This window comes from Pseudomonas sp. TWP3-1 (genome assembly GCF_049896625.1).
Classification (GTDB): domain Bacteria; phylum Pseudomonadota; class Gammaproteobacteria; order Pseudomonadales; family Pseudomonadaceae; genus Aquipseudomonas.
In genome coordinates this window covers 50317-76264 of record NZ_JAFCUQ010000006.1, presented here as the reverse complement: position 1 = coordinate 76264, position 25948 = coordinate 50317, and the positions used below count along the sequence as shown (strand labels likewise).

The window sequence follows — 25948 nt, the reverse complement described above, 5'->3', positions numbered from 1 at the left end:
ACGCGCAACGTGATGCCGCACTACACGGAGAGTTATTTATGCCAATGAACACTTTTGCGTTTCATCTTTCCCCACGGGGCAAACTGCGCTGGGCGATTGCCAGCCTGTTTATCGCTGCACACCTGCCGAGCGCTTTGGCCGGCGGTGTGGTGGTCGCACCCGGCCCCGGCGGCACCGCGCAATTGCAGACTCAGGGCGGCGTCCCCATCGTCAACATCGTTGCGCCGAATGGCTCGGGCCTGTCGCATAACCAGTTTCTCGACTACAACGTCGACCGCCAAGGTTTGGTGCTGAACAACGCGTTGCAGGCCGGGCAATCGCAGCTCGCCGGGCAACTGGCAGCCAACCCGCAATTCCAGGGCCAGGCAGCGAGCGTGATCCTCAACGAAGTGATCAGCCGTAACCCGTCGGCCATCAACGGCGCGCAGGAAATTTTCGGCCGCGCCGCTGATTATGTGCTGGCCAACCCGAACGGCATTTCGGTGAATGGCGGCAGTTTCATCAACACCCCGAACGCCAATCTGGTGGTCGGTCGTCCGGAGTTGAACGACGGCAAACTGCAAGCGCTGAGCACCCGCGATGCCACCGGCCAGTTGCAGATTCAGGGCGGCGGACTGCGCAATGGTGAAGGCTCGATCAACCTGATCGCGCCGCGCATCGACAGTCAGGGCGCGCTCACTGCGCGTGATCAATTGAACCTCACGGTCGGGCGCAATCAGGTGGATTACGCCAGCGGTCAGGTCAAAGCAGTCGATCCGGCGGGCAACACCACCGACCAGCGCATTGATGCCAGCCTGTTCGGCGCGATGCAGGCCGGGCGCATCAATATTGTCAGCACTGCCGAAGGCGCCGGCGTGCGGGTTGGCGCGGTGCAAGTGGCCGGGCGTGACGGCGTGCAGATTCGTTCGGCGGGTGATTTGAGCGTCAGCGGTCAAGCGATCCCGGACAGCCTCGACGTCACCCGTGCCGGCATTCGCAGCAGCCACGGCGACGTCGGTTTGCACAGTGGCAAGGACCTGACGTTGGCTGCCACTGACGTCAGCGCTCGTGATGTGAAAGTCGATGCCAAGCGCAACCTGACCTTGACCACCGTCGAAAGCCGCAAGCTGCAAGAGAGCCGCGAAAACTGGAACAACAGCACCATCGGCATCACCTGGGAAACTTACGAGCGCACCCAGACCGACAGCGATTCGCGCCAGCACGGCAGTCAAATCATCGCCAGCCGCGACGCGCAATTGTCGTCCGGCAAAGACACCGAACTCAAAGCCGCCAAGGTCGAAGCGGCGAATAATCTCAGCGTGCAAAGCGCCGGCGATTTGCGTCTGACCGCCGCCACCGAAAGCCACATTCAGACCGATCAGGGCAACCACCGTAAACACCTGTGGAAAGCCGATTGGGACACCAGCAGCGAGCAGCAGCGCAGCGTCACCAGCCAGTTGAAGGCCGGCAACATTGCCCTGCAAACTGCCGCGCTGTTGCGCTCCGAAGGCGCCGAACTGGCCAGCGCAGGCGATCTGCAATTGGCTGGCAAACAGGTGGAAATCAGCACCGCCACGCGCACCAGTCGCAGCAGCGACAATCGCTATTCCGGCGACTTGGTCGGCGGCGGTTTCTTCGGTAAGACCGGTGACGCCAACAAGGGCCAGACTCAGCATCAGGGCAGCAAGATCAATGCCGCCGGCAAGCTGATCGTCAAGGCTGACGAGGTGCGCATCAGCGGCAGTCAGGTGCGCGGCGGCACTGAAGCCAGTGTGATCAGCGACAAGGGCTCGCTGGCGATCGACGGCGTGCAGGACACCTCGCACAGCAACAACCACGACAAGGACAGCAAGTTCTTTGGCATCAGCAAAGACGAATCTCGGCAGAACAGCAAGGACAGCACCACCGTGCGCAGCGAGCTGGTGTCGGACAGCAACCTCAAGCTCAAAAGCGCCAAGGACATCGACGTTGCGGGTTCCTCGGTCAAGGCTGGCGGCGCGCTGACGGCTGATGCAGCGGGCGATGTGAACGTGCATTCGACGCAAAACACCCACGACAGCAGCGACAGCACACACACCCGTGGTTTCGATGCCTACGCCAAAGAGCAGACGCCGGAGCAGTACCGTGCCGGTGTGCACTACGAAGACAAGCAGCAAACCGTCACCGTCAATGACGTCAAACAGCAAGGCTCCAGCCTGGCTGGTGGCACGGTGCAAGTGAAGGCCGGTGGCGACGTCACGCTCAAAGGCTCCGAGGTCAAATCCACGGCCGGCGACACCGAGCTGAGCGGCAAAAACGTCTCGCTGCTGGCCGAGCAGGACAGCCACCAAACCGCGACTGACAAAACCAGCACTGGCGGCGGTTTCTACTACACCGGCGGCCTCGACCGTGCCGGCAACGGCGTCGATTTCGCCCATAGCACTTCGCAAGATTCCGCCAGCAAAACCACCGCGCAAACCAGCAGCGTGCAAAGCAACGGCAGCCTGACGATCAACGCCGACAAGCTGACCACCGAAGGCGCGCAACTCAAGTCCGGCAGCGGGCTGAACATCGCCGCCAATCAGGTGGATAACCGCGCCGCGAGCAACACCGACAGCAGCACCCACACCGAGAGCAACTGGTCGGCGGACATCGGCGCCAATGTCGAATACAAAGACATCGCCCGGCCAATCGCAGGCGCAGTCAAAGATGTGCTCGGCGGCAAGATTCCGGACAAGGATTCCCTCGCCAATATGGGTCAACCGAACGTCGGCATTGATGTGGCGGTCGGTCACGGCAGCGCCAGTACAACCGAGCAAAACAGCAACGCCGTGGTCAGCCGTTTTGACGGCGGCAGTGTGGATGTAAAGGTCGCCGGGACGCTCAACGAGCAAGGCACCCAATACAATGCCAGCAACGGCAAAGTGAACATCAGCGCCGACAAACTTGTCGCCGATGCCGCGAGCAACACCCACAGCAGCAGCGACAAATCGGTCGATGCCAAGGTCGACGTGCGCGTCTACACCAAGACCGGCGAAGACGTGAACGTCGCAGGTTCCGGCGCGGGTGGCAGCAGTCAGTCGAGCAAAGACAACTCCACCGCCGTGGTCGGCGGATATGCCGGCACGCAAGGCGTCAACATCAAAGTCGGCGATGACGCACGTTTTGAAGGCAGCCATTTCGACGGAGGGCAGGGCGGCGTGAGCATCAAGACCGGCGGCGATCTGGCGCTCAATCAAGCCAACGACCGCCAGAGCAGCGACAGTTCCAGCCTGCGCGGCAACGCCTCGCTGACGGTTGGCACCTTGCCCGGCACCGACGGCACCAACGTTGATCTCGGCGCCGGGTTTCAGCTCAATCACACTGGCAAGAAAAACGCTGACAGCCAGGCGCATGTGGCGAGCATTCAGGCTAACGGTCCGGTGCAATTGAGCAGCGGCGGCAATCAGATCCAGCAAGGCACAAAGATCGAAAGCACTGGCGCCATCGACCTCAAGGCCAACGGCAAACTCGATCTGCAAGCAGCCACGTCGTCTCATGACGCGACCGGCAGCAATCTCGGCGGCGGTCTGAAGGCCGGCGGCAGCAAGACCAGCAGCGAGAAGAGCCGTGATCAGGGCGGCAATTTGAGCGGCAACTTCAATATCGGTCAGGTCAACGAACACTCGCAGACTCTGACTGGCGGCCAGCTCAGCAGCCAGAGCGGCATCGCGCTGAGCGGCGATTCGATTCATCTGCAAGGCACGCAAGTCAGCGCGCCGGAGGTCAGTCTGGATGCGCAGAAGGGCGGCATCGTCCAGGAATCGGCGCAGTCCACCGACAGCCGCAACAACTGGAACGTCGCGCTTAATGCCGGCGGCAACATGAGCAAAAGCACGCCAACTGCCGCCGATGAAAAGGCCAGCAGCGATCACGGCTTCAATGCCGGGGCCAAGGTCGGTGTGGATTATCTGCAAAGCAGCAAACAGCAGAATAGCCAGATCAAGGCTGACACTGTGGTACTGAACAGTGGCGCGGATGTGCAGCTTAGCGGCGCGCGGATCGATGCGCAAAACGTCAGCGGCAAGGTTGCCGGTGATCTGACGGTCGACAGCCGTCAGGACACCAGCAACCACGCCAAGGTCGATGTCGATCTTGGCCTGACAGCCAAAAAGACCCCAGCCGACGACAAGGGAAAACTGGCCGGCACCGACTATAAGCCGACCCTGAAAGTTGAAGGTGAATACGCGCACAAGGACAGTGTCACTCAGGCGTCCGGCATCAGCGGCAGCCAAGGCGTAAACCTGAATGTCGGTGGCCACACGCAACTGACCGGCGCGCGGATTTCATCGACGCAAGGGCAGGTTGATCTGGGCGGTTCGAAGGTCAGCAGCAGCGACCTGAGCAACCTCGATTATGCAGTCAAGGCTGGCCTCGATCTGCCGCAGAAAACCGACGACAAGGCACCCAAAGTCTCGGTTGAGAACGGCAATCTGAAGGTTGGCCCAGTGATCCTCAGCGGTCATCTGGACACTCAAACCCTGCAAGCCGGAATCGACGAAAAAGGCTAATCCACCCGTGGGAGTGAGCCTGCTCACTCCCACACACGGAATACATTGCTTCGCCTTAATACGAAGCATTACTATTCGCGCTCCTTTCCTCACCGCGCCGCAATCACCCCATGCGTTCCCGCAGACCCGGCTTCCTCGAGCATTACGAAGAGTTGATCGGCACCTGGACCCGTCGCCTGCGCAATCGTCAGCAGGCCGAGGATCTGGCGCACGACACCTTTGTGCGGGTGCTCGAATCCGATTCTTCAGCGGTTCAGCAACCGCGGGCGTATTTGCATCAGACGGCGCGCAACATAGCGGTGGACGGTTATCGGCGCGAGGACCGGCGCGGTGCCATGGAGTTGCAGGCCATCGATCACGGTGTGTCGTCGGCCGGCGACCCGGAGCATTACATGCATGCGATCCAGTTGGCTGATTCCATCGAAAGGGCGCTCACGGAGCTGCCGGTCAATTGCCGCAAGATTTTCGTCTGGCAGAAAATCGAAGGCCTGACTCAGGCGGAAATCGCCGAGCGACTGGGCCTGTCCAAGAACATGGTGGAAAAGTATATGATCCGCACCCTGCGGCACCTGCGTGATCGCTTGGACGGTGCGCAATCATGAGCCGCCGTCAGTTTTCCTCCCCAGCCCGACAGGACATTCCATGATGGATACCCGTGATTGCGCGTGCGGGCCGACAACGGTGCGCGACGAGGCGGCACGCTGGTTTGTGCGTTTGCAGGAGCCGGTCATCAGTGTCGACGAGCAGCAGCGCTTCGATGCCTGGCTCAGCGAGCATGCGCAGCACCGTGATGAATTCCAGTTGCTGCAAGGCTTGTGGTCGGCCGCTGATCTGTTGCCTGCGCCACGCCTGAAAGCACTGTGCGAAACCCCGCCAAAACGTCAGCCATGGGTGCGTTACGCAGTGGCGGCCAGTGTGCTGACGATCGCTCTCGGACTCGGATTGTTCAGCGGTCTCAATCACTCCGGCGGCTACAACGCGGAATTCGCTACAGCGTTGGGCGAGCGTAAACACGTGGCGCTGCCGGATGGTTCGCTGATCGACCTCAACAGCCGCAGCCATTTGAAAGTGCGTTATGAAAAGGATCGCCGCGTCATCGAACTGAGCGCAGGCGAAGCCATGTTCAGCGTCGAGCACGATACGGCGCGCCCGTTTGTGGTCGAGGCCGGCAGCGGCAAGGTCACGGTCACCGGCACCCGCTTCGATGTGCGCCACGACCTGACACAAACCCGGGTTGCGGTGGAGCAGGGCACGGTCAAGGTGCAGGGGCGAGGTGCGCCGGATGACCAGTTCGTCAGCTTGACTGCCGGGCTCGGTACGCGGGTTGATGCGCAAGGCGTGGTCGCCTCGGCTTACGCGGTCAACCCGGCGCACATCACCGCGTGGCGCAGCGGCAAACTGGTGTTCAACAACGCCAGCCTCGCTGAAGTCGCCGAGGAGGTTTCCCGCTATCGCGACAAACCGCTGAAAGTTGCCAACCCGACGGTGGCCAACCTGCGTCTGACCAGCGTGTTCAAATCCGATGACACCGAGGCCTTGCTCAAAGCCTTGCCGAACATACTTCCGGTCGCTGTTCGCACCCTTGCGGATGGCAGCCAGGAAATAATTTCAAAATAAAATTCAGGTTTTTTTCTAGTTCATCGTCTTCCTGTTCAACTGCAACTGGTTTGCATTAACAGGCGCACACTCTTGCGATCCACAGGACTACGTTCGACGTGAAAAACACCACCGCCAAAAACAAAAAATCCCCTTGGTTGCCGCTGGCCTTGGCGTTGGCGGTCAACGCCGCTGTGCCGATGACGTTCGCCGCTGAAGCCATTCACATCCGCGCGCAGCCGCTGGGTCAGGCCCTGAGCGAGCTGGGCCAGCAAACGTCGTTGCAGGTGTTTTTCAGCCCTGATCTGGTCGCAGGAAAGCAGGCGCCGGCAGTGGATGGCGATCTTTCCCCGGAGCAGGCGCTGCGCCAATTGCTGCAAGGCAGTAGTCTGGATTATCAGATCAATGAAGGCTCGGTCACCCTGTCGCCCGCACCGACCACCGCCGTCAGCGGCCCGCTGGAACTCGGTGTGACCGACATTAAAGTGGTCGGCGACTGGCTCGGTGACGCCGACGCTGCGGTGGTGCAGAACCACCCCGGCGCACGCACGGTGATCCGCCGCGAAGCGATGGTCGAGCAGGGCGCAATGAACGTCGGCGATTTACTGCGCCGGGTGCCGGGCGTGCAGGTGCAGGAAGCCAACGGCACCGGTGGCAGTGACATTTCGCTGAACGTTGGCGTGCGCGGTCTGACTTCTCGCCTGTCGCCACGCTCGACTGTGTTGATCGACGGCGTGCCGGCAGCGTTCGCCCCGTATGGCCAGCCACAACTGTCGATGGCGCCGATTTCTTCCGGCAACCTCGACAGCATCGACGTGGTGCGCGGCGCCGGTTCGGTGCGCTACGGGCCGCAGAACGTCGGGGGCGTGATCAACTTCGTGACCCGAGCCATCCCGGAAAAAACTACCGGTGAGATCGGCACCACGCTGGAAACTTCGCAGCACGGTGGCTGGAAACACATCGACACCGCGTTCCTTGGCGGCACTGCCGACAACGGCATCGGCATGGCGTTGCTCTATTCGGGCGTCAACGGCAACGGTTACCGCGAGCGCAATCAGAGTAACGACATCGATGATGTGATCCTCAAGACCCATTGGGCGCCGACCGATCAGGACGATTTCAGCCTCAATTTCCACTACTACGACGCCAGCGCCGACATGCCGGGCGGCCTGACGCAGAAGCAGTACGACGACAAACCGTTCCAGTCCGATCGTGACTACGACGGTTTCAGCGGCCGACGCAAAGACGTGTCATTCAAGTGGATCCGCCAGATCGACGAGCGTACTCAGGCCGAAGTGCTGACCTACTATTCCGACAGCTTTCGCGGCAGCACCATCGCCGCCCGCGACCAGAAAACCCTCAGCTCGTTTCCGCGTTCCTACTACACGCTGGGGATCGAGCCGCGCGTGTCTCGCGTGTTCGATGTCGGCCCGACCACTCAAGAAGTCAGCGTCGGTTATCGTTACCTGAAAGAGGCGATGCACGAGCAGTCGAGCCGACTGGCGCTGGTGAATAACGAGCCAGTCGTGACCAAGTCTTCCGATGGCCACGTGTTCCAGGATCGCACTGGCGGCACCGAAGCCAACTCGGTGTACATCGACAACAAAATCGATGTCGGCAACTGGACCGTGACGCCCGGTATTCGCTTCGAGCACATCAGCACCGATTGGCATGATCGCGCCGTGCTCGACACTGCTGGCAAACGCGTGCCGGAGAAAAACCGCAGCATCGAAAGCAACGAACCGTTGCCAGCGCTGAGCGTGATGTATCACCTGTCCGATGCGTGGAAGCTGTTTGCCAACTACGAAACCTCGTTCGGCAGCCTGCAGTATTTCCAGCTCGGCCAGGGTGGCTCGGGTGATGAACCGGCCAGCGGCTTGAACCCGGAAAAAGCCAAGACCTACGAAATCGGCACGCGCTACAACGATGACGTGTGGGGCGGTGAAGTGACGCTGTTCTACATCGACTTCGACGATGAGCTGCAATACGTCAGCAACGATGTGGGCTGGACCAACCTTGGCGCGACCAAGCACCAAGGCATCGAAGCCTCGGTGCATTACGACATGGCAGCGCTTGACCCGCGGCTTGACGGTTTGACCGCCAACGCCGGTTTCACCTACACCCGCGCGACGTATGAAGGCGAGATTCCGGGCTTCAAGGGCCGCGATCTGCCGTACTACTCGCGCCAGGTGGCGACGGTCGGTTTGCGTTACGACATCGACCGCTGGACCTACAACATCGACGGTTTCGCCCAGTCCAAACAGCGCGCGCCGGGCAGCGGAATTAACGCCGATGGCAGCTTCAACAACAACTACATCACCGAAGGTACGGCGGACGGGCAGTACGGCGACATTCCGGGTTACGTGACCTGGAACGTGCGTGGCGGCTATGACTTTGGTGCGCAGTTGTCGAATCTGAAGTTGGGCGCCGGGGTGAAGAACGTCTTCGACAAGCAGTACTTCACCCGCTCCAGCGACAACAACTCGGGGATCTACGTAGGTACACCGCGCACGTTTTTTGTGCAGGCGAGCGTCGGGTTTTAAAGGCTGAAACCTGACCTGTGGCGAGGGAGCTTGCTCCCGCTGAGGTGCGAAGCAGCTCCAAAAAAAGGCCTGCTGCGCAGTCCAGCGGGAGCAAGCTCCCTCGCCACAGCGGTCGGTGTTCAGACCTTGAGCACTTTCCCGCCAATGGCCACCGCCACCAGCAACAACGCCATCAACCCAAAAGCAAAACTCAAGCTGCTGGCATGCGCGACAAAGCCGATCACCGCTGGCCCCGCGAGAATCCCCGCGTACCCCAGCGTAGTGATCGCCGGCACCGCGATGCTTTCCGGCATCACCGTCTGCTTGCCCACCGCCGTGTACAGCACCGGCACTATGTTCGAACACCCGGCACCGACCAGCGCATAACCGAACAACGCCGCTTCCCAGCTCGGCGCGAAGGTTGCCAGCGACAGTCCTGCCGCCGCCAGCAGACCACCGAACAGAATGATCCGCGTCGCGCCCAGCGCGCGGACAATCCGGTCGCCGGTCAACCGGCCCAAGGTCATGGTTAGCGCAAACGCCGCGTAGCCGAGGCCCGCGTACGCTGTGTCGATCCCGCGTTCCTGTGCGAGAAACACCGCGCTCCAGTCCAGCGCCGCGCCTTCGGTGAGAAAGACGATGAAGCACATGCCACCGATGAACAGCACGATCCCGTGTGGCACCGCGAACGCCGGGCCTGAACTTTCACTGCCATAAGGCAACATGTTCGGCACGGCTTTGAGCATGGCTGCGATCAACACGACGACTACCACCAGCATCGCCGCCAATGGCGACAAGCCTAGGCCGAGCAGGGCACTCACGCCCGCCGCGCCGACGATCCCGCCCAGACTGAACATCCCGTGGAAGCCCGACATCATGTTCCTGCCACTGGCGCGCTCGACGATCACCGCTTGCAGGTTCACCGTCGAATCCACCGTGCCCAATCCGGCGCCGAACATGAACAGCGTGGCGATCATTGCCGGAATCGATGAGACCGTCGCCAGCAACGGCAATGCCGCGCAGATCAGCAACGTGCCACCGGTGGCCACACGCCGACAGCCAAAACGCGTCGCGAGAATGCCCGCCAGCGGCATCGCCAGAATCGAGCCCACGCCCAGACACAACAACAGCAAACCCAGCGTGCCTTCATCAAGCGCGGCGCGCGCCTTGGCGTACGGTACCAACGGCGCCCACGCAGCGATGCCGAGTCCGGCGATGAAAAAAGCGATGCGCGTGGACGTTTGTTGCAGGCGTCCTGGAATGAATGCGGTTTGGGTGTTGAGGCTGGTCATAACGATCCTTGGCAAAAAACGGCGCGTCCCCGAAGGACACTGCGAAGGCGTCGAGGTTCGATCGGGCAGGCAGGTCATCCGGGTGCGGCGGACATCGTTGCACAGCCTGTGCGCTGGGGCAAAAACGGCGGCGATTGCTTGAGCGTAATACTCGGCGGGACGGTGTTGAATCCAGCATTGCCATCGCTGGCAAGCCAGGCTCTCACAGGAATCATCGTGATCTGTGGGAGCTGGCTTGCCAGCGAAGGGGCCAGCAGCCATCGCCTTGGACTCAGCTCAGGCCATCAGCAAATTCCACCACCGGCATCTGCCGCTTCATCAGCACCTTACCGCCACGAATCGAGTACAGCGGCAACCCTTGGCTGCGAATCACCTCGTAATCGCTGTCCGCCGAGAGGATCAGCAGATTCGCCGGGCGCCCCTGTTCCAGGCCATAACGCTCGCCCAGGTTCATCGCTTTGGCGCTGTTATCCGTCACCAGGTCCAGCGCACTTTGCAGGTTGCGATAGCCGAGCATGTGGCAGATATGCAGCCCGGCTTCGAGCACACGGAGGATGTTGCCGTTGCCCAGCGGATACCACGGATCGACGATGGAATCCTGACCGAAACACACGTTCATTCCGGCTTCGAGCAGTTCATTGACGCGGGTCACGCCGCGACGTTTCGGGAAGTTGTCGAAGCGTCCTTGCAGGTGAATGCTTTCGGTCGGGCAGGAGACAAAACTGATCCCCGAATGCCCGAGCAGGCGGAACAGTTTGGCGCAGTAGGCGTTGTCGTAGGAGCCCATCGCCGTGGTGTGGCTGGCAGTCACGAGTGAACCCATGTCGCGGCTGTGCGCTTCTTCGGCGAGCACTTCGAGGAAACGCGAATGCGGGTCGTCGGTTTCGTCGCAATGCACGTCCACCAGACAACCGGTGCGCTCGGCGAGGTCCATCAGGAACTTCACCGAGCTGACGCCCTGATCGCGGGTGTATTCGAAGTGCGGAATCCCGCCGACCACATCGGCGCCCATGCGGATCGACTCTTCCATCAGCTCGCGGCCATTGCGGAATGACTCGATGCCCTCCTGCGGGAACGCGACGATTTGCAGGTCGATCAGGTGCCGGCTTTCTTCACGCACTTCGAGCATGGCCTTGAGCGCGGTGAGTTGCGGGTCGGTGACGTCGACGTGGGTGCGCACGTGCTGGATGCCGTGCGCGGCGAGGGTCTGGATGGTTTTCTTGGCGCGGGTCTTGGTGTCTTCTTCGGTGATGGTGACCTTGCGCTCGCCCCAGCATTCGATGCCTTCGAACAGCGTGCCGCTCATGTTCCAGCGCGGCTCGCCGGCGGTCAGCGTGGCGTCGAGGTGAATGTGCGGCTCGACGAAGGGCGGCACCACCAGATTGCCGCCGGCGTCGAGGTCATCGGCGCCGAGAGTCGGCGCTTCGGTCTGGCGCGCGATGCTGCGGATCAGGCCGTCTTCGAGGTGCAATTCGTGCAGACCTTCCTGGTTGCGCAGGCGGGCGTTGATGATGTGCATCAGGCGAATCCTTTTATAGATCTTGTAGAGGCACACTGGCGCGGCGGGCGCCGAGCAGGCCAGTGACGATGACATACGTTAGCGCGGCAGCGGCAATCCCTACCAGCGGCGCGACCCACGGCGAGCCGAATGCGGCCATCGTGCCAACCGCGTAAGCCCCGAGCCCCGGCCAGTTGAAGGCCGGCAGCCGTGCGTCGGCCAGCCGCGGATAGTGCCCGCGCCAGCGATAGAAAAAATCCGCCATGATCACTCCACCAATCGGCGGAATCACTGTGCCGAGCAGAATCAGATACGGCACCAGCATGTCGTACATGCCCAGCAGCGCCAGCGCAGTGCCGATCACCGCGCCGGCCAGCGTCACGGTTTTGCGTCGACCGGTGCGCAGCAGATTGCAACCGGCGACGGCGAAGTTGTAGATGGTGTTGTCCTGAGTGCTCCAGATGTTCAGCAGCAACATCGCCATCGCCGCCATGGCGAAGCCCTGCAACAGCAGCACTTCAACCACGTCCGGCTGCTGATAAACGATGGCGCCATACGCGCCGATCAATACCATCAGGCCGTTGCCGATGAAGAAGCCGATCAGGCTCGCCAGCACCGCGACCCGCGCCGAACGCGAGAATCGTGTCCAGTTGGTGGCTTGCGTCGCACCGCTGACGAAGGTGCCGAACACCAGCGTGATGGCGGTCGACCAGTCCAGCGAACCACTGGGCACCACGCTGAGCAACCCTTCAAGTCCGCCGACCTTGACCGTGGCCACCCACATCGACAGCATCAGCAGCAACATCATCGCCGGCACCGCGATGTACGACAGAATCTCCAGCCCGCGATAACCGACGTACGCCGTCGCGCAGAACAGCAGACCGAACAGCATCATCAGCCCGAGCACCGTGCCTTGGTTCAGATCGAAGTATTTCCCCAGGACCACCGCAGCAGTCGCGGTGCCCCAGGCATACCAGCCGATCTGGGTGAATCCCAGAATCAGGTCGCTGAGCTTGCTGCCGATTTCGCCGAAACAGAAACGCCCCATCAGCACCGAATTCAAACCGCTCTTGAAGGCGATGTACCCCAAGCCTGCGGCATACAAACCGAGAAGCAAATTGCCGACCGCGATCACTGCGAGCATCTCGCCGAAACTGAACGCCACGCCGAGCTTGCCGCCGGCAAACATCGTTGCGGTAAAAAACGTGAAGCCCAGTAACACCATCGCCGTGGAGGCCAGGCCTTTGCGCGCATGCATGGGGACTTCGCTGAGGGGGTAATCGTTGCCGGGATCGTTCTGCGTCATGTGGGCGTTCCTTGCTGGAGATGAGGAGGACGCGGGAGAGGATGCAGTGGTCGTGCCAAGTCGAAACTGTTGGGGGGGAGAGGAATTGCAGCAGGGCGGCGGCGATGGCTTGCGGAGCGTTTTCTTGTGCATAAAAAAACCACCGGGTTCGGTGGTTTGTTTGTATCGCGCGATTTACTCGCCGCGATAGATGCAACCGCTGGTGCAGGTCTCATGGATGCGAATCGCGCTGAGTTCCGGCAGCAATGGCTTCATCTCTTTCCAGATGAATTGCGCCAGCACTTCGCTGGTCGGGTTTTCCAGGCCTGGAATGTCGTTCAGGTAGTTGTGATCCAGACGCTCGTACAGCGGCTTGAAAATCGCTTTGATCTCGGAGAAATCGCGGATCCAGCCGGTGTGCGGATCGAGATCGCCGCTCAGGTGCAGCGCCACTTTGAACGAGTGGCCGTGCAGACGCCCGCACTTGTGGCCGTCCGGTACGTGCGGCAGGCGGTGGGCGGATTCGAAGGTGAACTCTTTGAAGATTTCCACAGTATTTTCGGCTCTGTTCAGGTGGCGTTCGCCGCAGCGATTCGGGCAGGCGGCGAGTTTACCAGCTTGTGTTTGGCGATGCGGCAAAACACTGACTAAAGGGTCAGCAAGCGCTCGGCGAGGCGACCGTTGGCGCTGAGTTCGAGAAACTCGTCACCCAGACGACGGCTCTCGTCCATCGCGGCGCGCCAGTATTTCTGCCGCGCCGGTGCATCACCCATGAAGCGCTTGAAGTCGTTACGGTCGGGCAGTTTGCCGAACGGCAGGCGCGCCAGATATTCCCTGGAAGGCGCGAGCAACAGCACATCCTGCAAGCGTTCTACCGAGGCTTTGCGCCACGGCAGGGTCTTGTCGAACCAGCCGGGAATCACCCGGTCGGTGAAGTGCGGATAAAGCACGATGCCGTCGCCGCTGTAGGGCAGATCGAGGTGATAGTCGAGCAAACCGCCGTCGCGGAACGTTCCGACGCCAGCACCCGGCAGATCGCGCACGCCTTGCATGACCATCGGGATCGAACCCGAGGCCAATAGCGCCTGACGCAGGTTGCCGGCGTTGAGCTCGACGAAGCGTGACGGAAAGTCATTCAGCGCATGCACCGGTGGCGCCAGGCGCGGATCGTGGATGATCAGCCGTTCAAAGTGCCGCGACAGGCGCGCCCGCCCGCGCAGGTTGTCGGCGATCACCGAACCCAGTGCCAGCCCCAGCCGGCCGCGATGATCATCCGCCAGCCGACCGTGACTTTTGACCACCATGATGTTCAAGCGGTAATCCGGGTTGGCGAGCAGTTGCGCGTCGCGGCCGTCGAGCAGGTCATCGAGCATGCGCTGCGAGCTCTGGCTGATCTCGGCCATGCTCACGCCTTTATTGAAATTCTGCTCGGTGTACAGCTGGCCGAGGCGACGGATGCCTTCGGCGGCGTCCGGCAGACAGGCGCTGGCGAAGCGCCAGGAACCGACTGACGCACCAATCAGCGAGCGTTCACGCGGCGCGGCTGGCAGCCATTCGCCGAACAGCGCCAGATCCAGCCCCTGAATCCCCAATGCCTTTGGCCCGCCAGCGGCGCCGGGCAGGGTGCCGACGTCCGCAGCGCTGAGGCCTTGGGCACGAATCCGCGCCATCGCCCTTGGGCCGGCCTTGAGGGTAAGAGCGGGGAACTTGATGTGAATGGCAGTCATACCGGTCTCGATCGTTAGCAAGCGAAAGATTATAAGCCCATGATGCCGGGCCATGCAGGAGCGCGGTGCCAGCATTGGATGATGGCAATTCAGTTTCAGTTAAGTTCACACCGCTAGGGTGGCGCCCCGTAGCTGCACTTAAAATACGGAGATCCCATGAAAACCCTGGCTGCCCTGTTTGTTGCACTGGTTCTGTTCGGGCTGTCCTCAACCTTCGCCCAGACCCGCGACCTGCGCTCCGACGAAGCGCGCAAACTGGTCGACGCTGGTACCATTGTGCCGATCGACGCCGTGCAGGCCACGGCTATGGCGCGGCATCCGGGTTCGACCGTCATCGAAATCGAGCTGGAAAAAAGGTATGGCATCTACCTTTATCAGATCGAATTGCGCGACCCGCAAGGCGTGGAGTGGGAGCTGGAACTGGACGCAACCGACGGGTTGTTGCGCAAGGATCATCAGGACATTTAATGAAAGCGTTTTTACCTCGTTCACCCGCGCGCACCGTGGGCCGTCTGGCTCTGGTGCTGGTGGCATTCTGTTCGGTGAGCATCGCCCGCGACCTCGACCAGGACGAAGCCCTGCGCCTGCGTCAGCAAGGGGTGATCATGCCGCTCGAGCAGTTGCTCAAGCAGGCGCTGGATCTGTACCCCGGCGCGAAACTGCTGGAAGCCGAGCTGGAAGAGAAGCACGACGTGTACATTTATGAAGTCGAGTTGCTGACGGTCGAAGGTGTCGCGCGCGAGCTGCACCTGGAAGCCGCCACCGGCCGCTTGATTAAAGACAAGGAAGATTGACCGATGCGTTTGCTTTTGGTGGAAGACCACGTGCCGCTGGCCGACGAATTGCTCGCCGGCCTCAATCGTCAGGGCTATGCGGTCGACTGGCTGGCGGATGGCCGTGACGCGGTCTATCAGGGCAGCAGCGAGCCTTACGACCTGATCATCCTCGACCTCGGTTTGCCCGGTGTACCGGGGCTGGATGTGCTGGCGCAGTGGCGCGCGGCCGGTCTGGCGATTCCAGTGTTGATCCTCACCGCACGCGACTCCTGGGCCGAGCGCATCGAAGGCCTGAAGGCCGGTGCCGACGATTACCTGACCAAACCGTTTCACCCGGAAGAGCTGCATCTGCGCATTCAATCGCTGCTGCGTCGCTCCAAGGGCCAGGCCAATCAACCGACGCTCAAATCTGCTGGCCTGCATCTGGATGAGGGCCGCCAGTGCGTGGTGCGCGATGGCGCTGACATTCAACTGACCGCTGCCGAATTTCGCCTGCTGCGCTACTTCATGCTGCACCCGGAACAGATCCTCTCGAAAAGCCACCTCGCCGAACACCTCTACGACGGCGAAACCGAGCGTGATTCCAATGTGCTCGAAGTCCACGTCAATCACCTGCGGCGCAAGCTCGGCAAAAGCGTGATTGAAACCCGTCGCGGCCAGGGTTATCTGTTCGGCGGTCAAGCGTCGTGAGATCGATCCAGCGCCGTTTGAGCCTGGGCCTGATCAGCGTGCTGGTGATCGTCGGCGTGGTGCTGGCGCAAGTCAGTCTGTGGTTGTTCGAAGCGGGTTTGCAGCGTTATCTCGAAGCCGGCCTGCGCAATGACAGCGAGAGTCTGTTGGTCGCAATGGTGCGCGGCCCGCAGGGTTTGCAGCTGGATGAACGGCACCTGTCACCGGCCTACCTGCGACCGTTTTCCGGGCATTACTTCCGTATCGATTTCGCCGACAGCCACTGGCGCTCGCGTTCGTTGTGGGATCAGGAGCTGCCGGTCCTCGAACGCCCCGGCCTGCACAGCAATCTGCAACTGGGGCCGGAGGGGCAGCAGTTGCTGGTGCTGCGCTCGGATTATCGGCGGCTGGGTCAGTCGATCTCGATCAGCGTCGCCCAGGACTACACACCGGTGCGCGAGAGTTTCCAGCGCATGCGCCAGATCGGATTTGGCCTCGGGCTGGCCGGTTTGCTGCTGATCCTGATCCTGCAACGGATCACCGTGCGCCGTGCTTTGCGCCCACTGGAAAAGGCCCGAGAGCAGATCGCCCAGTTGCAACAGGGCCAGCGCTCGCAACTCGATGAGCAAGTGCCGGAAGAACTCGAGCCGCTGGTGGCGCAGATCAACCATCTGCTGGCGCATACCGAAGACAGCCTCAAGCGCTCACGCAATGCGCTGGGCAACCTCGGGCACGCGTTGAAAACCCCGCTGGCGGTGCTGTTGAGCCTGGCGTCGAACGAAAAACTCGATGCGCATCCCGAGCTGAGAAAAATCCTTCAGCAGCAACTGGAGCAGGTGCAGCAGCGACTCAATCGCGAACTTAATCGCGCACGCTTGTCCGGTGATGCGCTGCCGGGCGCGTTGTTTGATTGCGATGCGGAGCTGCCGGGGTTGCTCGCGACCTTGAACATGATTCATGGCGAGCATCTGGCGTTGAGCTACGTGGCGCCAGCGGGGCTGCAGTTGCCGTGGGACCGTGAGGACTTGCTCGAGCTGCTGGGTAATCTGCTGGATAACGCCTGCAAATGGGCGGATGCCGAGGTGCGGCTGAGCGTGGTTGAGACGGCTGAAGGATTTGCGCTGAGCGTTGAGGATGACGGGCCGGGGATTCCCGAGGCGCAGCGCGCTCAGGTGTTCAGCCGGGGGGCGCGACTGGATGAGCAGACGCTTGGGCATGGATTGGGGTTGGGGATTGTGCGCGATATTGTGGATACGTGGGGCGGGGAGATGGTGTTGGGCGAGAGTGAGTGGGGTGGGTTGCGGGTTTTGATTCAACTGCCTCGGCGTTGAACCTTCAAAAGCCCCTCACCCTAGCCCTCTCCCGGAGGGAGAGGGGACTGACCGCGGTGAATGTGCTAGTTACGCCGACCTGCGATTCCGAGTTGAACTCAGGCCTGGAAAACGACGGAGATCTGCTCCCTTTCCCCCTCGCCCCCTTGGGGGAGAGGGTTGGGGTGAGGGGGTAAGCTTTTGACTTTCAGCAATCCAAATCAAACCCGAAACTGATCCATCAAACTCTGCTGCTGATTCGCCAGGCTATTCAGCGACTGGCTCACCCGCGCCGATTCATTCGCCTGCTCCGACAGCGATTCCGTCACATCACGAATTGTCGCCACGTTGCTGTTGATCTCCTCAGCCACCGCGCTCTGTTCCTCCGCCGCGCTGGCGATTTGCAGGTTCATGTCGCTGATCACCGTCACCGCATCGCCGATCTGGCGCAGCGCGGTTACAGCCTGACCGACCTGTTCGACGCTGCCCTGAGCCTGACGATGGCTGTTGTTCATCGAGCCAACTACGTCTTGAGTGCCGCTCTGCAATTGCTCGATCACCAGGCGGGTTTCTTCCACCGATTCCTGAGTGCGGCGGGCGAGGTTACGCACCTCATCGGCGACCACGGCAAAACCACGTCCGGCTTCACCGGCGCGCGCTGCTTCGATGGCCGCGTTCAGCGCCAGCAAGTTGGTTTGCTCGGCGATGGCGCGGATGGTTTCCAGCACGGTGCCGATCTTCTCGCTGTTGGCGGCCAGGCCTTCCACCTGAATCATCGCCGCGCTCATGTCCGAGGCGAGGGTGTCGATGCTGGCGGTGGTGCGGTCGATTACGGTCAGACCCTGACGGGTCGCGCGGTCGGCGTCCTTGGCGGCTTCGGCGGCTTGCGCGGCACTACGGGCGACGTCCTGAGCGGTGGCGCTCATTTCGTGCGATGCGGTGGCCACTTGATCGACCTGGCGGTATTGCTGCTCCATGCCGGCGCTGGTCTGGGTGGCGATGGCCGAGGACTGATCGGCGGTGTTGCGCGCGTCCTGCACCGAGCGTTTCACTTCAGCAATGATCGGCTGCAGCTTGTCGAGGAAGCGGTTGAACCAACCGGCCAGTTGACCGAGTTCATCCTGTTTGTCGTAGGCCAGACGTCGGGTCAGGTCGCCTTCGCCGCTGGCGATGTCTTCGAGCATGTGCGCCACGCCGAGAATCGGTTTGGTCACGCTGCGCGCCATCAGCCACACCAGCAACAGACCGACCAATGCGGCGAGGGCGCCGAGGCCCAGTTCGACCATGGCGCCCGCAGAGTTGCTCGCATCCAGTTGTTGCTTGAGCGCTTCGGCCGGGCCGACCAGTACTTTCTCCGGCACATCAAGCAGCACGCCCCACGACGGACCACCAGGAATCGGCTGGAACGGCGACAGCACTTTGAGTTTGTCATTGGCGTGCAGGCTGCTGACGCTGTTGCGTGAAGCGAGCAAGCGCAGCAGTTCGGCGCCGCTGGTAGTGTCGACTGCATCGAGGCGCTGGCTGAGCTTGCCGGCGTCCGGGCTGTAACCGGCGAGCAGGCCGGCCGGGCTGATGATGCTCACGGCGGTCTGACCGTCGTAGAGTTTTTTGCTCGCGCCCTGGCTGATCGCCTGCAAGCTGTTGAGGTTGATGTCCACCGACAGCGAGGCGATGACTTTGCCGTTGACCATCAGCGGGAACACGATGCTGGTCATCAGCACTTTCTGGCCGTCGATCACATAGAAGTACGGTTCGATCACGCACGGTTTGAGCGTGGTGCGCGGGCAGGTGAACCAGGCATTGGCGGCCTGACCGCTGGGGCCGGTGCTGGTGTCGGCCATGTCGCTTTCCGGCAGCGCCATCGAGGTGACTTTGCCCGGGGTCGGTTGCGACCAGTACAGCGCAAAACGGCCCTTGTCGTTGCTGCCCAGTTCAGCCTGACCGGCAAACAGTTCGTCCTTGCCGTCCAGCGCATTGGCTTCGAATACCAGCGACAGGCCGAGCAGATCCGGGTTGGCTTGCAACGCCGATTTGACCTGACGAGTCATGTCTTCGCGCAGATCGAAGGCGTCGAGGAAGCGCTTCTCGGCCTGTTCACGCAGGAACAGCACCTGCCGCGAGAAACCATGCCCGTACTGATAGGCGTCCATGAACTGCTGGCGAATCCCCAGCGCCTGAACTTCGCCTTGGGACTCGATGCGCGCCTGCGCCGAATCGGTGAGCATCTCCATGCTCGAAGCCTTCACCAGCGCGGAGCTGTGCTCCATGCGATACAGCGAAAGACCCACCAGCAGGGTCACGATGCCGGCCAGGCACAGCCCGGCGAGCAGGGTGATTTTCCATTGGATGGAAAGTTGTCTGAGTGACATGGAGACGTCCTTATTCGATAAATATCTGAGACTTTGCACTGTAGCGGCCGCGTTTCGGCTTTCTTTATGGCTGAAACACAATATGGCGAATTGCCGCACTTGCTGACCGACACGAATCCTGTGGCGAGGGGATTCAGCGAAACGTCGCACCGCCCCGTTGGGTGGCGAAGCCGCCCCCCGCAATCTTCCAGAGAAATCGCATTCGCAGGATTTGCGACTGCTGCGCAGCCGAACGGGGATAAATCCCCTCGCCACAGGAGTACGTTTCATCCATGGGGGTTTCGTCGGTTGTTACATCGCTAAGCGGTCAGTTGCTTTGACACTGCGGCCACTCTGCGGCACAGTGCGCGCCCTTCTAATAAGACCCTCTTTGCAACCCGCTGGCAGCCCTCGGGCAGTGCCGGGCGGACTCATTCTGTCTGGCGGTGACGGCTCACCGCAGTGTTTTTTGAGGTAGTGAAATGAATGCAGTGATTGCTGCGGTCGGCGTCATGCTGATCCTCAGCCTGTCCCGGGTGCATGTGGTGATCGCTTTGATCGTCGGCGCGCTGGTCGGTGGCCTGACCGGTGGGCTGGGCATCGAAGCCACGCTCAAAGCGTTCAACAGTGGCTTGGGCGGCGGGGCGACGGTGGCGTTGTCCTACGCGTTGCTCGGCGCTTTCGCGGTGGCGATTGCCAAGTCCGGCTTGGCGCATGCCTTGGCCGACAAGGCCCTGGCGATGGTTGATCGGCAGCACGCGAACGGTGGCGGCAACGTCAAGTGGGTGTTGATCGGCCTGTTGTGGGCGGTGGCGATTGCCTCGCAGAACATCCTGCCGATCCATATCGCGTTCATTCCGTTGCTGGTGCCGCCGCTTCTATACGTCCTGACCAAGCTGCAACTCGACCGGCGCTTGATCGCCTGCGTGATGACTTTCGGCCTGATCACCCCGTACATGTTCCTGCCAGTGGGTTTCGGCAACATCTTCCTCAACGAAATCCTGCTGGCCAACGTCGCCCGTAGCGGCGTCGACATCAGCGGCATCAACGTCACGCATGCCATGGGCATTCCGGCGCTGGGCATGTTGGTGGGGCTGGGCATTGCCTTCATCAGCTATCGCAAGAAGCGCGTCTACGATCTGGCGAAGATCGAGCAGGTCGAGCAAGTCGCGGTGCGATACAACCCGATGAGCCTGATGATTGCCGGTGTGGCAATTGCAGCGGCGTTCATTATTCAGCTGTTGCTGGATTCGATGATTATCGGCGCACTGGCCGGGTTTCTGATCTTCTCGGCGTCGGGCATCGTCAAGTGGCGCGAGACTGATGATTTGTTCACCGAAGGCATGAAGATGATGGCGATGATCGGCTTCATCATGATCGCCTCCTCGGGTTTCGGCGAAGTGATCAAGGCCACCGGTGAAGTGCAGACTCTGGTGGAAACCTCGGCGGCGTGGATCGACCACAGCAAAGCCGTCGGCGCGCTGATGATGTTGCTGGTGGGCCTGCTGGTGACCATGGGGATCGGCTCGTCGTTTTCCACGGTGCCGATCCTCGCGGTGATTTTCGTGCCGTTGTGCGTGCAGCTCGGCTTCAGCCCGATTGCCATTGTGTGCATCGTCGGTACGGCGGGTGCGTTGGGCGACGCCGGTTCGCCAGCCTCGGACTCGACGCTCGGCCCGACCTCCGGTCTGAACATCGACGGCCAGCATCACCATATCTGGGACACCGTGGTACCGACGTTCCTGCACTACAATCTGCCGCTGCTGGTGTTTGGCTGGATTGCCGCGATGGTCCTCTGATCCGACACAGGGGAGATCATCAGCTCAACTTTTGGTTTTGTTTGCCGTTAAAGCCTTTAATCACGCCGACAAAACCAAAAGAGTGAGCCACCATGCGTCTGAGCCTCAAGGCTAAAGTCCTGTCCCTTGCCGTCCTGCCGGTGCTGCTCTTTGCGCTGGTGATCAGCCTGACCACGCTGTTCATCCTGCAGGAACAGGCGCGCAATGAAGTCACCCAGACCCGCGAGCGCCTGCTCGCTGATGCCAAGGCCACGCTGGCCAGCTACGTCGCCGTGGCCATGACCACCATCAAACCGCTGTACGATGCCGCCGCCCCGGGCGATACCGCGGCGCGCGCGCAGGTGGTCAAGTTGCTGTCGAGCATCAAGTACGGCAAGGACGGCTACTTCTTCGGCTACGACTCCGAAACCGTGCGTCTGTTCAAGGCCAGCGACCCCGAGGGCGTGGGCAAGAGCTTCAAGGACAACCGCGATCCAAACGGCGTGTACGTCAACCGCGATCTGGTGAAAGTGGCGAAGGACGGCACCCACTATCTGCAATACAGCTCGGCGCTGCCGGGTAATGCGCAAGTGCTGGTGCCGAAACTCGGCTACACCGAATACCTGCCGAAGTGGGACATGGCAGTCGGCACCTCGGTCAACCTCGACGGTATTGAAGCGCAAGTGGCGTTGGTTGAAGCGCAGATTCAAGAGCGCATGCAAGGCGTGATTCTGAGCATCGTCGGCGTGGCGCTGATCGTGCTGCTGGTGATCGCGGTGGCGGGGCTGCTGCTGGCCAACGCGATTCTGCGCCCACTGACCCTGATGAAAGCCAACCTCGATGACATCGCGGCGGGCGAGGGCGATCTGACGCGACGTCTGACCATCACCAGCCAGGACGAACTCGGCGAACTGGCCGGCTCGTTCAACCGTTTCGTCGACAAGATCCACGGCCTGGTGCGGCAGATCACCGAGATGACTACACAACTGACCGGGCTGGTGACGCAGGTGTCGGATCAAGCCCAGCGTTCGGATCAGGCGATGGAGCGTCAACGTCACGAAACCGACCAAGTCGCCACGGCGATCAACGAAATGTCCGCCGCCGCCATGGAAGTCGCCAAGAGCGCGCAGAACGCTGCGGTCGCCGCGCAGCAGACCGACGAAGAAGGCCAGACCGCCAAGCGCGTGGTGGCTGGCAGCATCAAGCAGATTCATGCGCTGGTGGACGACATTCGCAGCAGCGGCGTGTCCCTCGACAACTTGCAACAGGACGTATCGTCGATTGTCGGCGTGCTTGGGGTGATCCGCTCGATTGCCGAACAGACCAACCTCTTGGCGCTCAACGCAGCGATTGAAGCAGCGCGGGCCGGTGAAGCCGGGCGCGGCTTTGCGGTGGTGGCGGATGAAGTGCGCGCGCTGGCCAGTCGTACGCAGATCAGCACTCAGGAAATTCAGGGCATGATCGATCGCTTGCAGGCCGGCACGCAGTCGGCGGTCGAAGCGATGCGCCGTTCGAGCGAGGCGGGTGACGGGACATCCGCGCAGGCCAATCAGGCCGGTGCTTCGCTGGACGCGATGGCCGAGTTGATCGCCACGATCAACTCGATGAACGCGCAGATTGCTTCAGCTGCGGAAGAGCAGACGGCGGTGGCGGAGGAGATCAACCGCAGCGTGCATCAGATTGCGGTAGCGGTGGACAGTGTGGCGGATGAGACGCAGCTGGGGGCGCAGACTTCGCGCAGCCTTGCAGATTTGGGTCAGCGCCTCGGCAAACTGGTGGGCCAGTTCCGTATCTGAAGCCTGAAAAGCCCCTCACCCTAACCCTCTCCCAGAGGGAGAGGGGACTGACCGAGGTGTGCGTCGTCCTACATCGACCTGAAAGATGGAGTCGATTATGGATTCAAAGCACATCGTTCAAGTCGGCGTATTTATCCAATATCCCCCAATCGGTTCCCTCTCCCCCAGGGAGAGGGCTAGGGTGAGGGGCTCTTGATCTTCAGCCGCTCAGGGGCCTGTCCCAATAAGGCACTTCGCCGAAGCATTCGACGAAGAAATCAATCACCGTACGCACCTTCACCGACAACCGCCGACTCCCCGGCCACAGCACGGCGATCTGCTGCGGCTCCAGACTGTTCGACACCTGATACTCGCTCAACACCGGCACCAGCGTGCCCTCACGCACGGCCTCGCCAATCAGCCACGACGGAAACATCACCAGCCCCAGCCCCTGCACAGCGGCCTGAGTCAGGGTGTCCGCGTGGTTGCCGGTGATCGGGCCTCGAACCGAGTAAGGCGTCCACTCCTGCCCGTCACGACGAAAGAACCAACGCTGCTGGCCGGTTGCGCCTTTATAGGCGAGGCACTGGTGCTGCGCCAGATCATCCGGATGTTGCGGCGTACCGTGGCGTTTGAGATAGGCAGGACTCGCCGCTACCTGAAAGCGATGCGGCGCCAGAATCCGCGCCTGCATGCTTGAGTCGTGCAGCGCGCCGATGCGAAACAACAGGTCGGTGCCTTCCTGCAACGGATCGACGTAATGGTCGGTCTGCTGAATGTCCAGTTGCAGCTTTGGATAGCGCGCGCACAACTGACCCAGCCACGGCGTCAGGTGGCGCTGGCCGAACACCACGGGTGCGTTGATGCGTACCAGGCCAGTCGGCTCGCTTTGCTGCTCCTGCAACGCCTGCTCGGCTTCTTCCAGTTGCACCAGCACCAGCCGCGCATGGTGACCGAGCATGCGCCCGGCCTCGGTCGGGGTGACTGCGCGGGTGTGGCGGTAGAGTAATTGCTGGTTCAGCGCCTGCTCCATCAACTGAATCTGTCGCGAAATCGAGGAGGGCGCCACGCTCTCACGCCGCGCGACTTCGGAAAAACTGCCGTGATCCAGCACCGCCACAAACAGTCGTAGCGCCTTGAATCCGAGTTCGTTGAGCCCGTGCATGGTCATCCTGCTGTGCGAGTTGCGCAAAAGTGTTGTCCGGATGCTGCCATTTATCGCACAGCGACACCAGCCGATAATCCGCGCCATCGATTACTGGATCAGGTTGTGGTTATGCAGACGTTGGATGAGGTGAGTGTGGCGCGGCCGGTGACTAAACCAGGGTTGCGCTTGTTGTTGCTGCCGCTGGTGATTCTGGCGGGCATGGGGTTATCGGTTGAGGCGGGGTTGCTCGGGCCGTTGGGTGCGCAGGTCGGGCATCTGTGGGCGACCTTGAGCATCTTCGGGGTAGGTTCGGCAATTCTGTTTTTGCTGCTGTTGTTCAGTGGCCCGCAACAAGGACCTGCGTTGAACACGTTGCCACGCTGGCAGTTGATCGGGGGTGTGCTCGGGCCGATTTACGTGGTGGTGCTGACGATGGCGACGCCGCACATCGGGATCGCCATGACCATGATCGCGATCCTCTCCGGGCAGGTCGGCAAGAGCGTGTTGATCGACCACTTCGGCTGGTTCGGCGCGGTGCGTAAAAAGGTCAACGGTGAGCGTTGGCTGGCGCTGCTGCTGATTGTCGCGGCACTTGTTTTGATTGCGCGGGGTTGATCATGAGTCTGGTTATTTTGTTGGCGGTGGTGGTGTTGGCCGGTGCGGTGTTGAGTGTGCAGGCGGCGATCAATGGGCGGCTGGGTGAAACCGTCGGGGTTTTGCGCAGTAGTTTGCTGACATTTACCGTGGGTGCGCTGGTCACTGGTTTGTTGATTGTGTTTTTTGAGCCGGCGCATGCGGTGAGTTTGTTGGATGTCCCGAAGTGGCAGTTGAGTGGCGCGTTGTTTGGGGTGGTTTATATGATTGTCATGGTTGGCGCGGTGCCTCGGGTCGGGACGGCGGTGGCGACTGTGGCGGTGATTGTCGGGCAGTTGGGGATGGGGATGTTGATTGATAATTTTGGCTGGCTGGGGAATCCGGCGATTGAGCTTTCTGGATCGCGGATTTTGGCTATGGTTTGTTTGGGGTTGGCGTTGGTGTTTATGTATCGGAGTTCTGTGCGGTCTTTGGATTGATTGGGGTTTATCCGGTTTTTTGGTGATGGCGGATCAACACTGATAAAGGCGTCGATGGAGGTGGCAACAGATTGACGGACAGGCTCAGGGCGTGACGGGCGCTCGAGATCAAGAGCTGCTCTCGAGCTAACGCTCATTGTGTTGAGTGGTGAAGGGCGGGTGTTCGGCTTTGGTTTTGCGGTGGATTCACCCCTCACCCCAGCCCTCTCCTCGAGGAGAGGGGGCCGATTTGTGTGCTTTTCATAGCCTGAGTTCGGCTCGGTATTTCACGTCGGCGCACCTCTGCCAAACCACTCGGTCAGTTCCCTCTCCCTCTGGGAGAGGGCTAGGGTGAGGGGCTTTTGATGTGGCTTTTGATCTCCAGCCCCATCGGCAGGCCGAGCGTAGGCGCCCATCAGGGGTAGGCGCGCAGCGCCGTGCGGCGCAGCCGCATTCATCGAGAGGAGGTGCAGCGCAGCAAACCGGAGGCGATGCCCCTGATGGGCACCGGAGCGAGGGAACACTGAGCCTAAGCGAAGTGCCGTACGCCGGGGCGCATAGCCTTTTGCTTACTTTTCGGCGTCTGGAAAAGTGAGTCGCTGTAAGAGCGAAACCATAATCAGCCATCACCGCAGCAACGGATATGCTCCCACCGCTGCTCAGCA

At 61.3% G+C, this 25948-nt stretch carries 19 protein-coding genes and 2 pseudogenes; 13 read left to right on the top strand and 8 right to left on the bottom strand.

Going from position 1 to position 25948, the window contains the following annotated elements; all coding sequences use genetic code 11:
- Positions 1-38 precede the first annotated feature (38 nt).
- From ACP7BN_RS10525 to ACP7BN_RS10510, 4 genes are all read left to right on the top strand, one after another.
- The gene (locus ACP7BN_RS10525; RefSeq protein WP_426203826.1) at positions 39-4508 is read left to right on the top strand and encodes a hemagglutinin repeat-containing protein; all 4470 of its coding nucleotides are present in this window, start codon (positions 39-41) and stop codon (positions 4506-4508) included.
- Positions 4509-4618: 110 nt separating this feature from the next.
- Positions 4619-5110, top strand: coding sequence for a sigma-70 family RNA polymerase sigma factor (locus ACP7BN_RS10520; RefSeq protein WP_426203824.1), 492 nt, complete (start codon positions 4619-4621; stop codon positions 5108-5110).
- Between the two features lie 40 nt (positions 5111-5150).
- A complete protein-coding gene (locus ACP7BN_RS10515; RefSeq protein WP_426203822.1) occupies positions 5151-6125 on the top strand; it encodes a FecR family protein in 975 nt (324 codons plus the stop codon).
- A gap of 98 nt (positions 6126-6223) precedes the next feature.
- The gene (locus ACP7BN_RS10510) at positions 6224-8647 is read left to right on the top strand and encodes a TonB-dependent siderophore receptor (protein ID WP_426203820.1); all 2424 of its coding nucleotides are present in this window, start codon (positions 6224-6226) and stop codon (positions 8645-8647) included.
- A 119-nt stretch (positions 8648-8766) separates the two neighbouring features.
- On the opposite strand, the gene ACP7BN_RS10505 is transcribed toward ACP7BN_RS10510, so the two are convergent.
- The 5 genes from ACP7BN_RS10505 to ACP7BN_RS10485 all read right to left on the bottom strand — a co-directional run bounded on the left by ACP7BN_RS10505 (position 8767) and on the right by ACP7BN_RS10485 (position 14428).
- Positions 8767-9918 (bottom strand): MFS transporter, encoded by a 1152-nt coding sequence (locus ACP7BN_RS10505; protein ID WP_426203818.1) that lies wholly within the window; start codon positions 9916-9918, stop codon positions 8767-8769.
- A gap of 271 nt (positions 9919-10189) precedes the next feature.
- Complete coding sequence (gene codA / locus ACP7BN_RS10500) at positions 10190-11437, bottom strand: cytosine deaminase (RefSeq protein ID WP_426203817.1); 1248 nt, start codon at positions 11435-11437, stop codon at positions 10190-10192.
- 13 nt (positions 11438-11450) lie between these two features.
- Entirely contained in the window at positions 11451-12722 is a 1272-nt protein-coding gene (gene codB / locus ACP7BN_RS10495; protein WP_426203816.1) for a cytosine permease, read from the bottom strand.
- Positions 12723-12896: 174 nt separating this feature from the next.
- Positions 12897-13253, bottom strand: a complete 357-nt coding sequence (gene queD / locus ACP7BN_RS10490; protein ID WP_420650205.1) for a 6-carboxytetrahydropterin synthase QueD — start codon at positions 13251-13253, stop codon at positions 12897-12899.
- A gap of 95 nt (positions 13254-13348) precedes the next feature.
- Positions 13349-14428 (bottom strand): patatin-like phospholipase family protein, encoded by a 1080-nt coding sequence (locus ACP7BN_RS10485; RefSeq protein ID WP_426203814.1) that lies wholly within the window; start codon positions 14426-14428, stop codon positions 13349-13351.
- Positions 14429-14584: 156 nt separating this feature from the next.
- On the opposite strand from ACP7BN_RS10485, the gene ACP7BN_RS10480 reads away from it, so the two are divergent.
- Genes ACP7BN_RS10480 through ACP7BN_RS10465 form a run of 4 tightly spaced genes read left to right on the top strand, consistent with a single transcriptional unit; the run spans position 14585 to position 17204 of the window.
- Positions 14585-14896, top strand: a complete 312-nt coding sequence (locus ACP7BN_RS10480) for a PepSY domain-containing protein (RefSeq protein WP_426203812.1) — start codon at positions 14585-14587, stop codon at positions 14894-14896.
- Positions 14896-15222 carry a PepSY domain-containing protein gene (locus ACP7BN_RS10475; protein WP_426203811.1) on the top strand — a complete coding sequence of 109 codons (327 nt, stop codon included), beginning with the start codon at positions 14896-14898 and terminating at the stop codon, positions 15220-15222. The genes ACP7BN_RS10480 and ACP7BN_RS10475 overlap by 1 nt, the downstream gene beginning before the upstream one ends.
- A gap of 3 nt (positions 15223-15225) precedes the next feature.
- Complete coding sequence (locus tag ACP7BN_RS10470; RefSeq protein WP_420650201.1) at positions 15226-15894, top strand: response regulator transcription factor; 669 nt, start codon at positions 15226-15228, stop codon at positions 15892-15894.
- Positions 15891-17204, top strand: coding sequence for a sensor histidine kinase (locus tag ACP7BN_RS10465; protein ID WP_426203810.1), 1314 nt, complete (start codon positions 15891-15893; stop codon positions 17202-17204). The genes ACP7BN_RS10470 and ACP7BN_RS10465 overlap by 4 nt, the downstream gene beginning before the upstream one ends.
- Positions 17205-17404: 200 nt before the next feature.
- Here ACP7BN_RS10465 and ACP7BN_RS10460 read toward each other — a convergent pair whose 3' ends face one another.
- Positions 17405-18160: a methyl-accepting chemotaxis protein gene (locus ACP7BN_RS10460; RefSeq protein ID WP_420650224.1), complete on the bottom strand. Its 756-nt coding sequence runs from the start codon at positions 18158-18160 to the stop codon at positions 17405-17407.
- A gap of 102 nt (positions 18161-18262) precedes the next feature.
- Positions 18263-18409 (bottom strand): annotated as a pseudogene (locus ACP7BN_RS10455) (HAMP domain-containing protein); the annotation flags it as partial.
- 1604 nt (positions 18410-20013) lie between these two features.
- On the opposite strand from ACP7BN_RS10455, the gene ACP7BN_RS10450 reads away from it, so the two are divergent.
- The 3 genes and pseudogenes from ACP7BN_RS10450 (at position 20014) to ACP7BN_RS10440 (ending at position 23105) form a co-directional block, all read left to right on the top strand.
- Positions 20014-21330, top strand: coding sequence for a Na+/H+ antiporter family protein (locus ACP7BN_RS10450; protein WP_426203809.1), 1317 nt, complete (start codon positions 20014-20016; stop codon positions 21328-21330).
- 92 nt (positions 21331-21422) lie between these two features.
- A pseudogene (locus ACP7BN_RS10445) lies at positions 21423-22199 on the top strand (cache domain-containing protein); the annotation flags it as partial.
- An 84-nt stretch (positions 22200-22283) separates the two neighbouring features.
- Complete coding sequence (locus ACP7BN_RS10440; RefSeq protein ID WP_426204149.1) at positions 22284-23105, top strand: methyl-accepting chemotaxis protein; 822 nt, start codon at positions 22284-22286, stop codon at positions 23103-23105.
- A 199-nt stretch (positions 23106-23304) separates the two neighbouring features.
- On the opposite strand, the gene ACP7BN_RS10435 is transcribed toward ACP7BN_RS10440, so the two are convergent.
- Positions 23305-24249 (bottom strand): LysR family transcriptional regulator, encoded by a 945-nt coding sequence (locus ACP7BN_RS10435; RefSeq protein ID WP_426203808.1) that lies wholly within the window; start codon positions 24247-24249, stop codon positions 23305-23307.
- Between the two features lie 111 nt (positions 24250-24360).
- Here ACP7BN_RS10435 and ACP7BN_RS10430 point away from each other — a divergent pair, with 111 nt between their 5' ends.
- The gene (locus ACP7BN_RS10430) at positions 24361-24846 is read left to right on the top strand and encodes a DMT family transporter (RefSeq protein ID WP_426203806.1); all 486 of its coding nucleotides are present in this window, start codon (positions 24361-24363) and stop codon (positions 24844-24846) included.
- A 2-nt stretch (positions 24847-24848) separates the two neighbouring features.
- The gene (locus ACP7BN_RS10425) at positions 24849-25304 is read left to right on the top strand and encodes a DMT family transporter (protein WP_426203804.1); all 456 of its coding nucleotides are present in this window, start codon (positions 24849-24851) and stop codon (positions 25302-25304) included.
- Positions 25305-25948: the final 644 nt, after the last annotated feature.

Bases quoted from the DNA above. Each gene is read 5' to 3' on its own strand.
- ACP7BN_RS10520 (WP_426203824.1), top strand. From the start codon at position 4,619: ATGCGTTCCCGCAGACCCGGCTTCCTCGAGCATTACGAAGAGTTGATC.
- ACP7BN_RS10460 (WP_420650224.1), bottom strand. From the start codon at position 18,160: ATGGAGCAGCAATACCGCCAGGTCGATCAAGTGGCCACCGCATCGCAC.
- ACP7BN_RS10450 (WP_426203809.1), top strand. From the start codon at position 20,014: ATGAATGCAGTGATTGCTGCGGTCGGCGTCATGCTGATCCTCAGCCTG.
- ACP7BN_RS10470 (WP_420650201.1), top strand. From the start codon at position 15,226: ATGCGTTTGCTTTTGGTGGAAGACCACGTGCCGCTGGCCGACGAATTG.
- ACP7BN_RS10435 (WP_426203808.1), bottom strand. From the start codon at position 24,249: ATGCACGGGCTCAACGAACTCGGATTCAAGGCGCTACGACTGTTTGTG.
- ACP7BN_RS10485 (WP_426203814.1), bottom strand. From the start codon at position 14,428: ATGACTGCCATTCACATCAAGTTCCCCGCTCTTACCCTCAAGGCCGGC.
- ACP7BN_RS10475 (WP_426203811.1), top strand. From the start codon at position 14,896: ATGAAAGCGTTTTTACCTCGTTCACCCGCGCGCACCGTGGGCCGTCTG.
- ACP7BN_RS10425 (WP_426203804.1), top strand. From the start codon at position 24,849: ATGAGTCTGGTTATTTTGTTGGCGGTGGTGGTGTTGGCCGGTGCGGTG.
- ACP7BN_RS10480 (WP_426203812.1), top strand. From the start codon at position 14,585: ATGAAAACCCTGGCTGCCCTGTTTGTTGCACTGGTTCTGTTCGGGCTG.
- ACP7BN_RS10440 (WP_426204149.1), top strand. From the start codon at position 22,284: ATGACTACACAACTGACCGGGCTGGTGACGCAGGTGTCGGATCAAGCC.
- ACP7BN_RS10515 (WP_426203822.1), top strand. From the start codon at position 5,151: ATGATGGATACCCGTGATTGCGCGTGCGGGCCGACAACGGTGCGCGAC.
- ACP7BN_RS10525 (WP_426203826.1), top strand. From the start codon at position 39: ATGCCAATGAACACTTTTGCGTTTCATCTTTCCCCACGGGGCAAACTG.
- codA (WP_426203817.1), bottom strand. From the start codon at position 11,437: ATGCACATCATCAACGCCCGCCTGCGCAACCAGGAAGGTCTGCACGAA.
- ACP7BN_RS10505 (WP_426203818.1), bottom strand. From the start codon at position 9,918: ATGACCAGCCTCAACACCCAAACCGCATTCATTCCAGGACGCCTGCAA.
- codB (WP_426203816.1), bottom strand. From the start codon at position 12,722: ATGACGCAGAACGATCCCGGCAACGATTACCCCCTCAGCGAAGTCCCC.
- ACP7BN_RS10430 (WP_426203806.1), top strand. From the start codon at position 24,361: ATGCAGACGTTGGATGAGGTGAGTGTGGCGCGGCCGGTGACTAAACCA.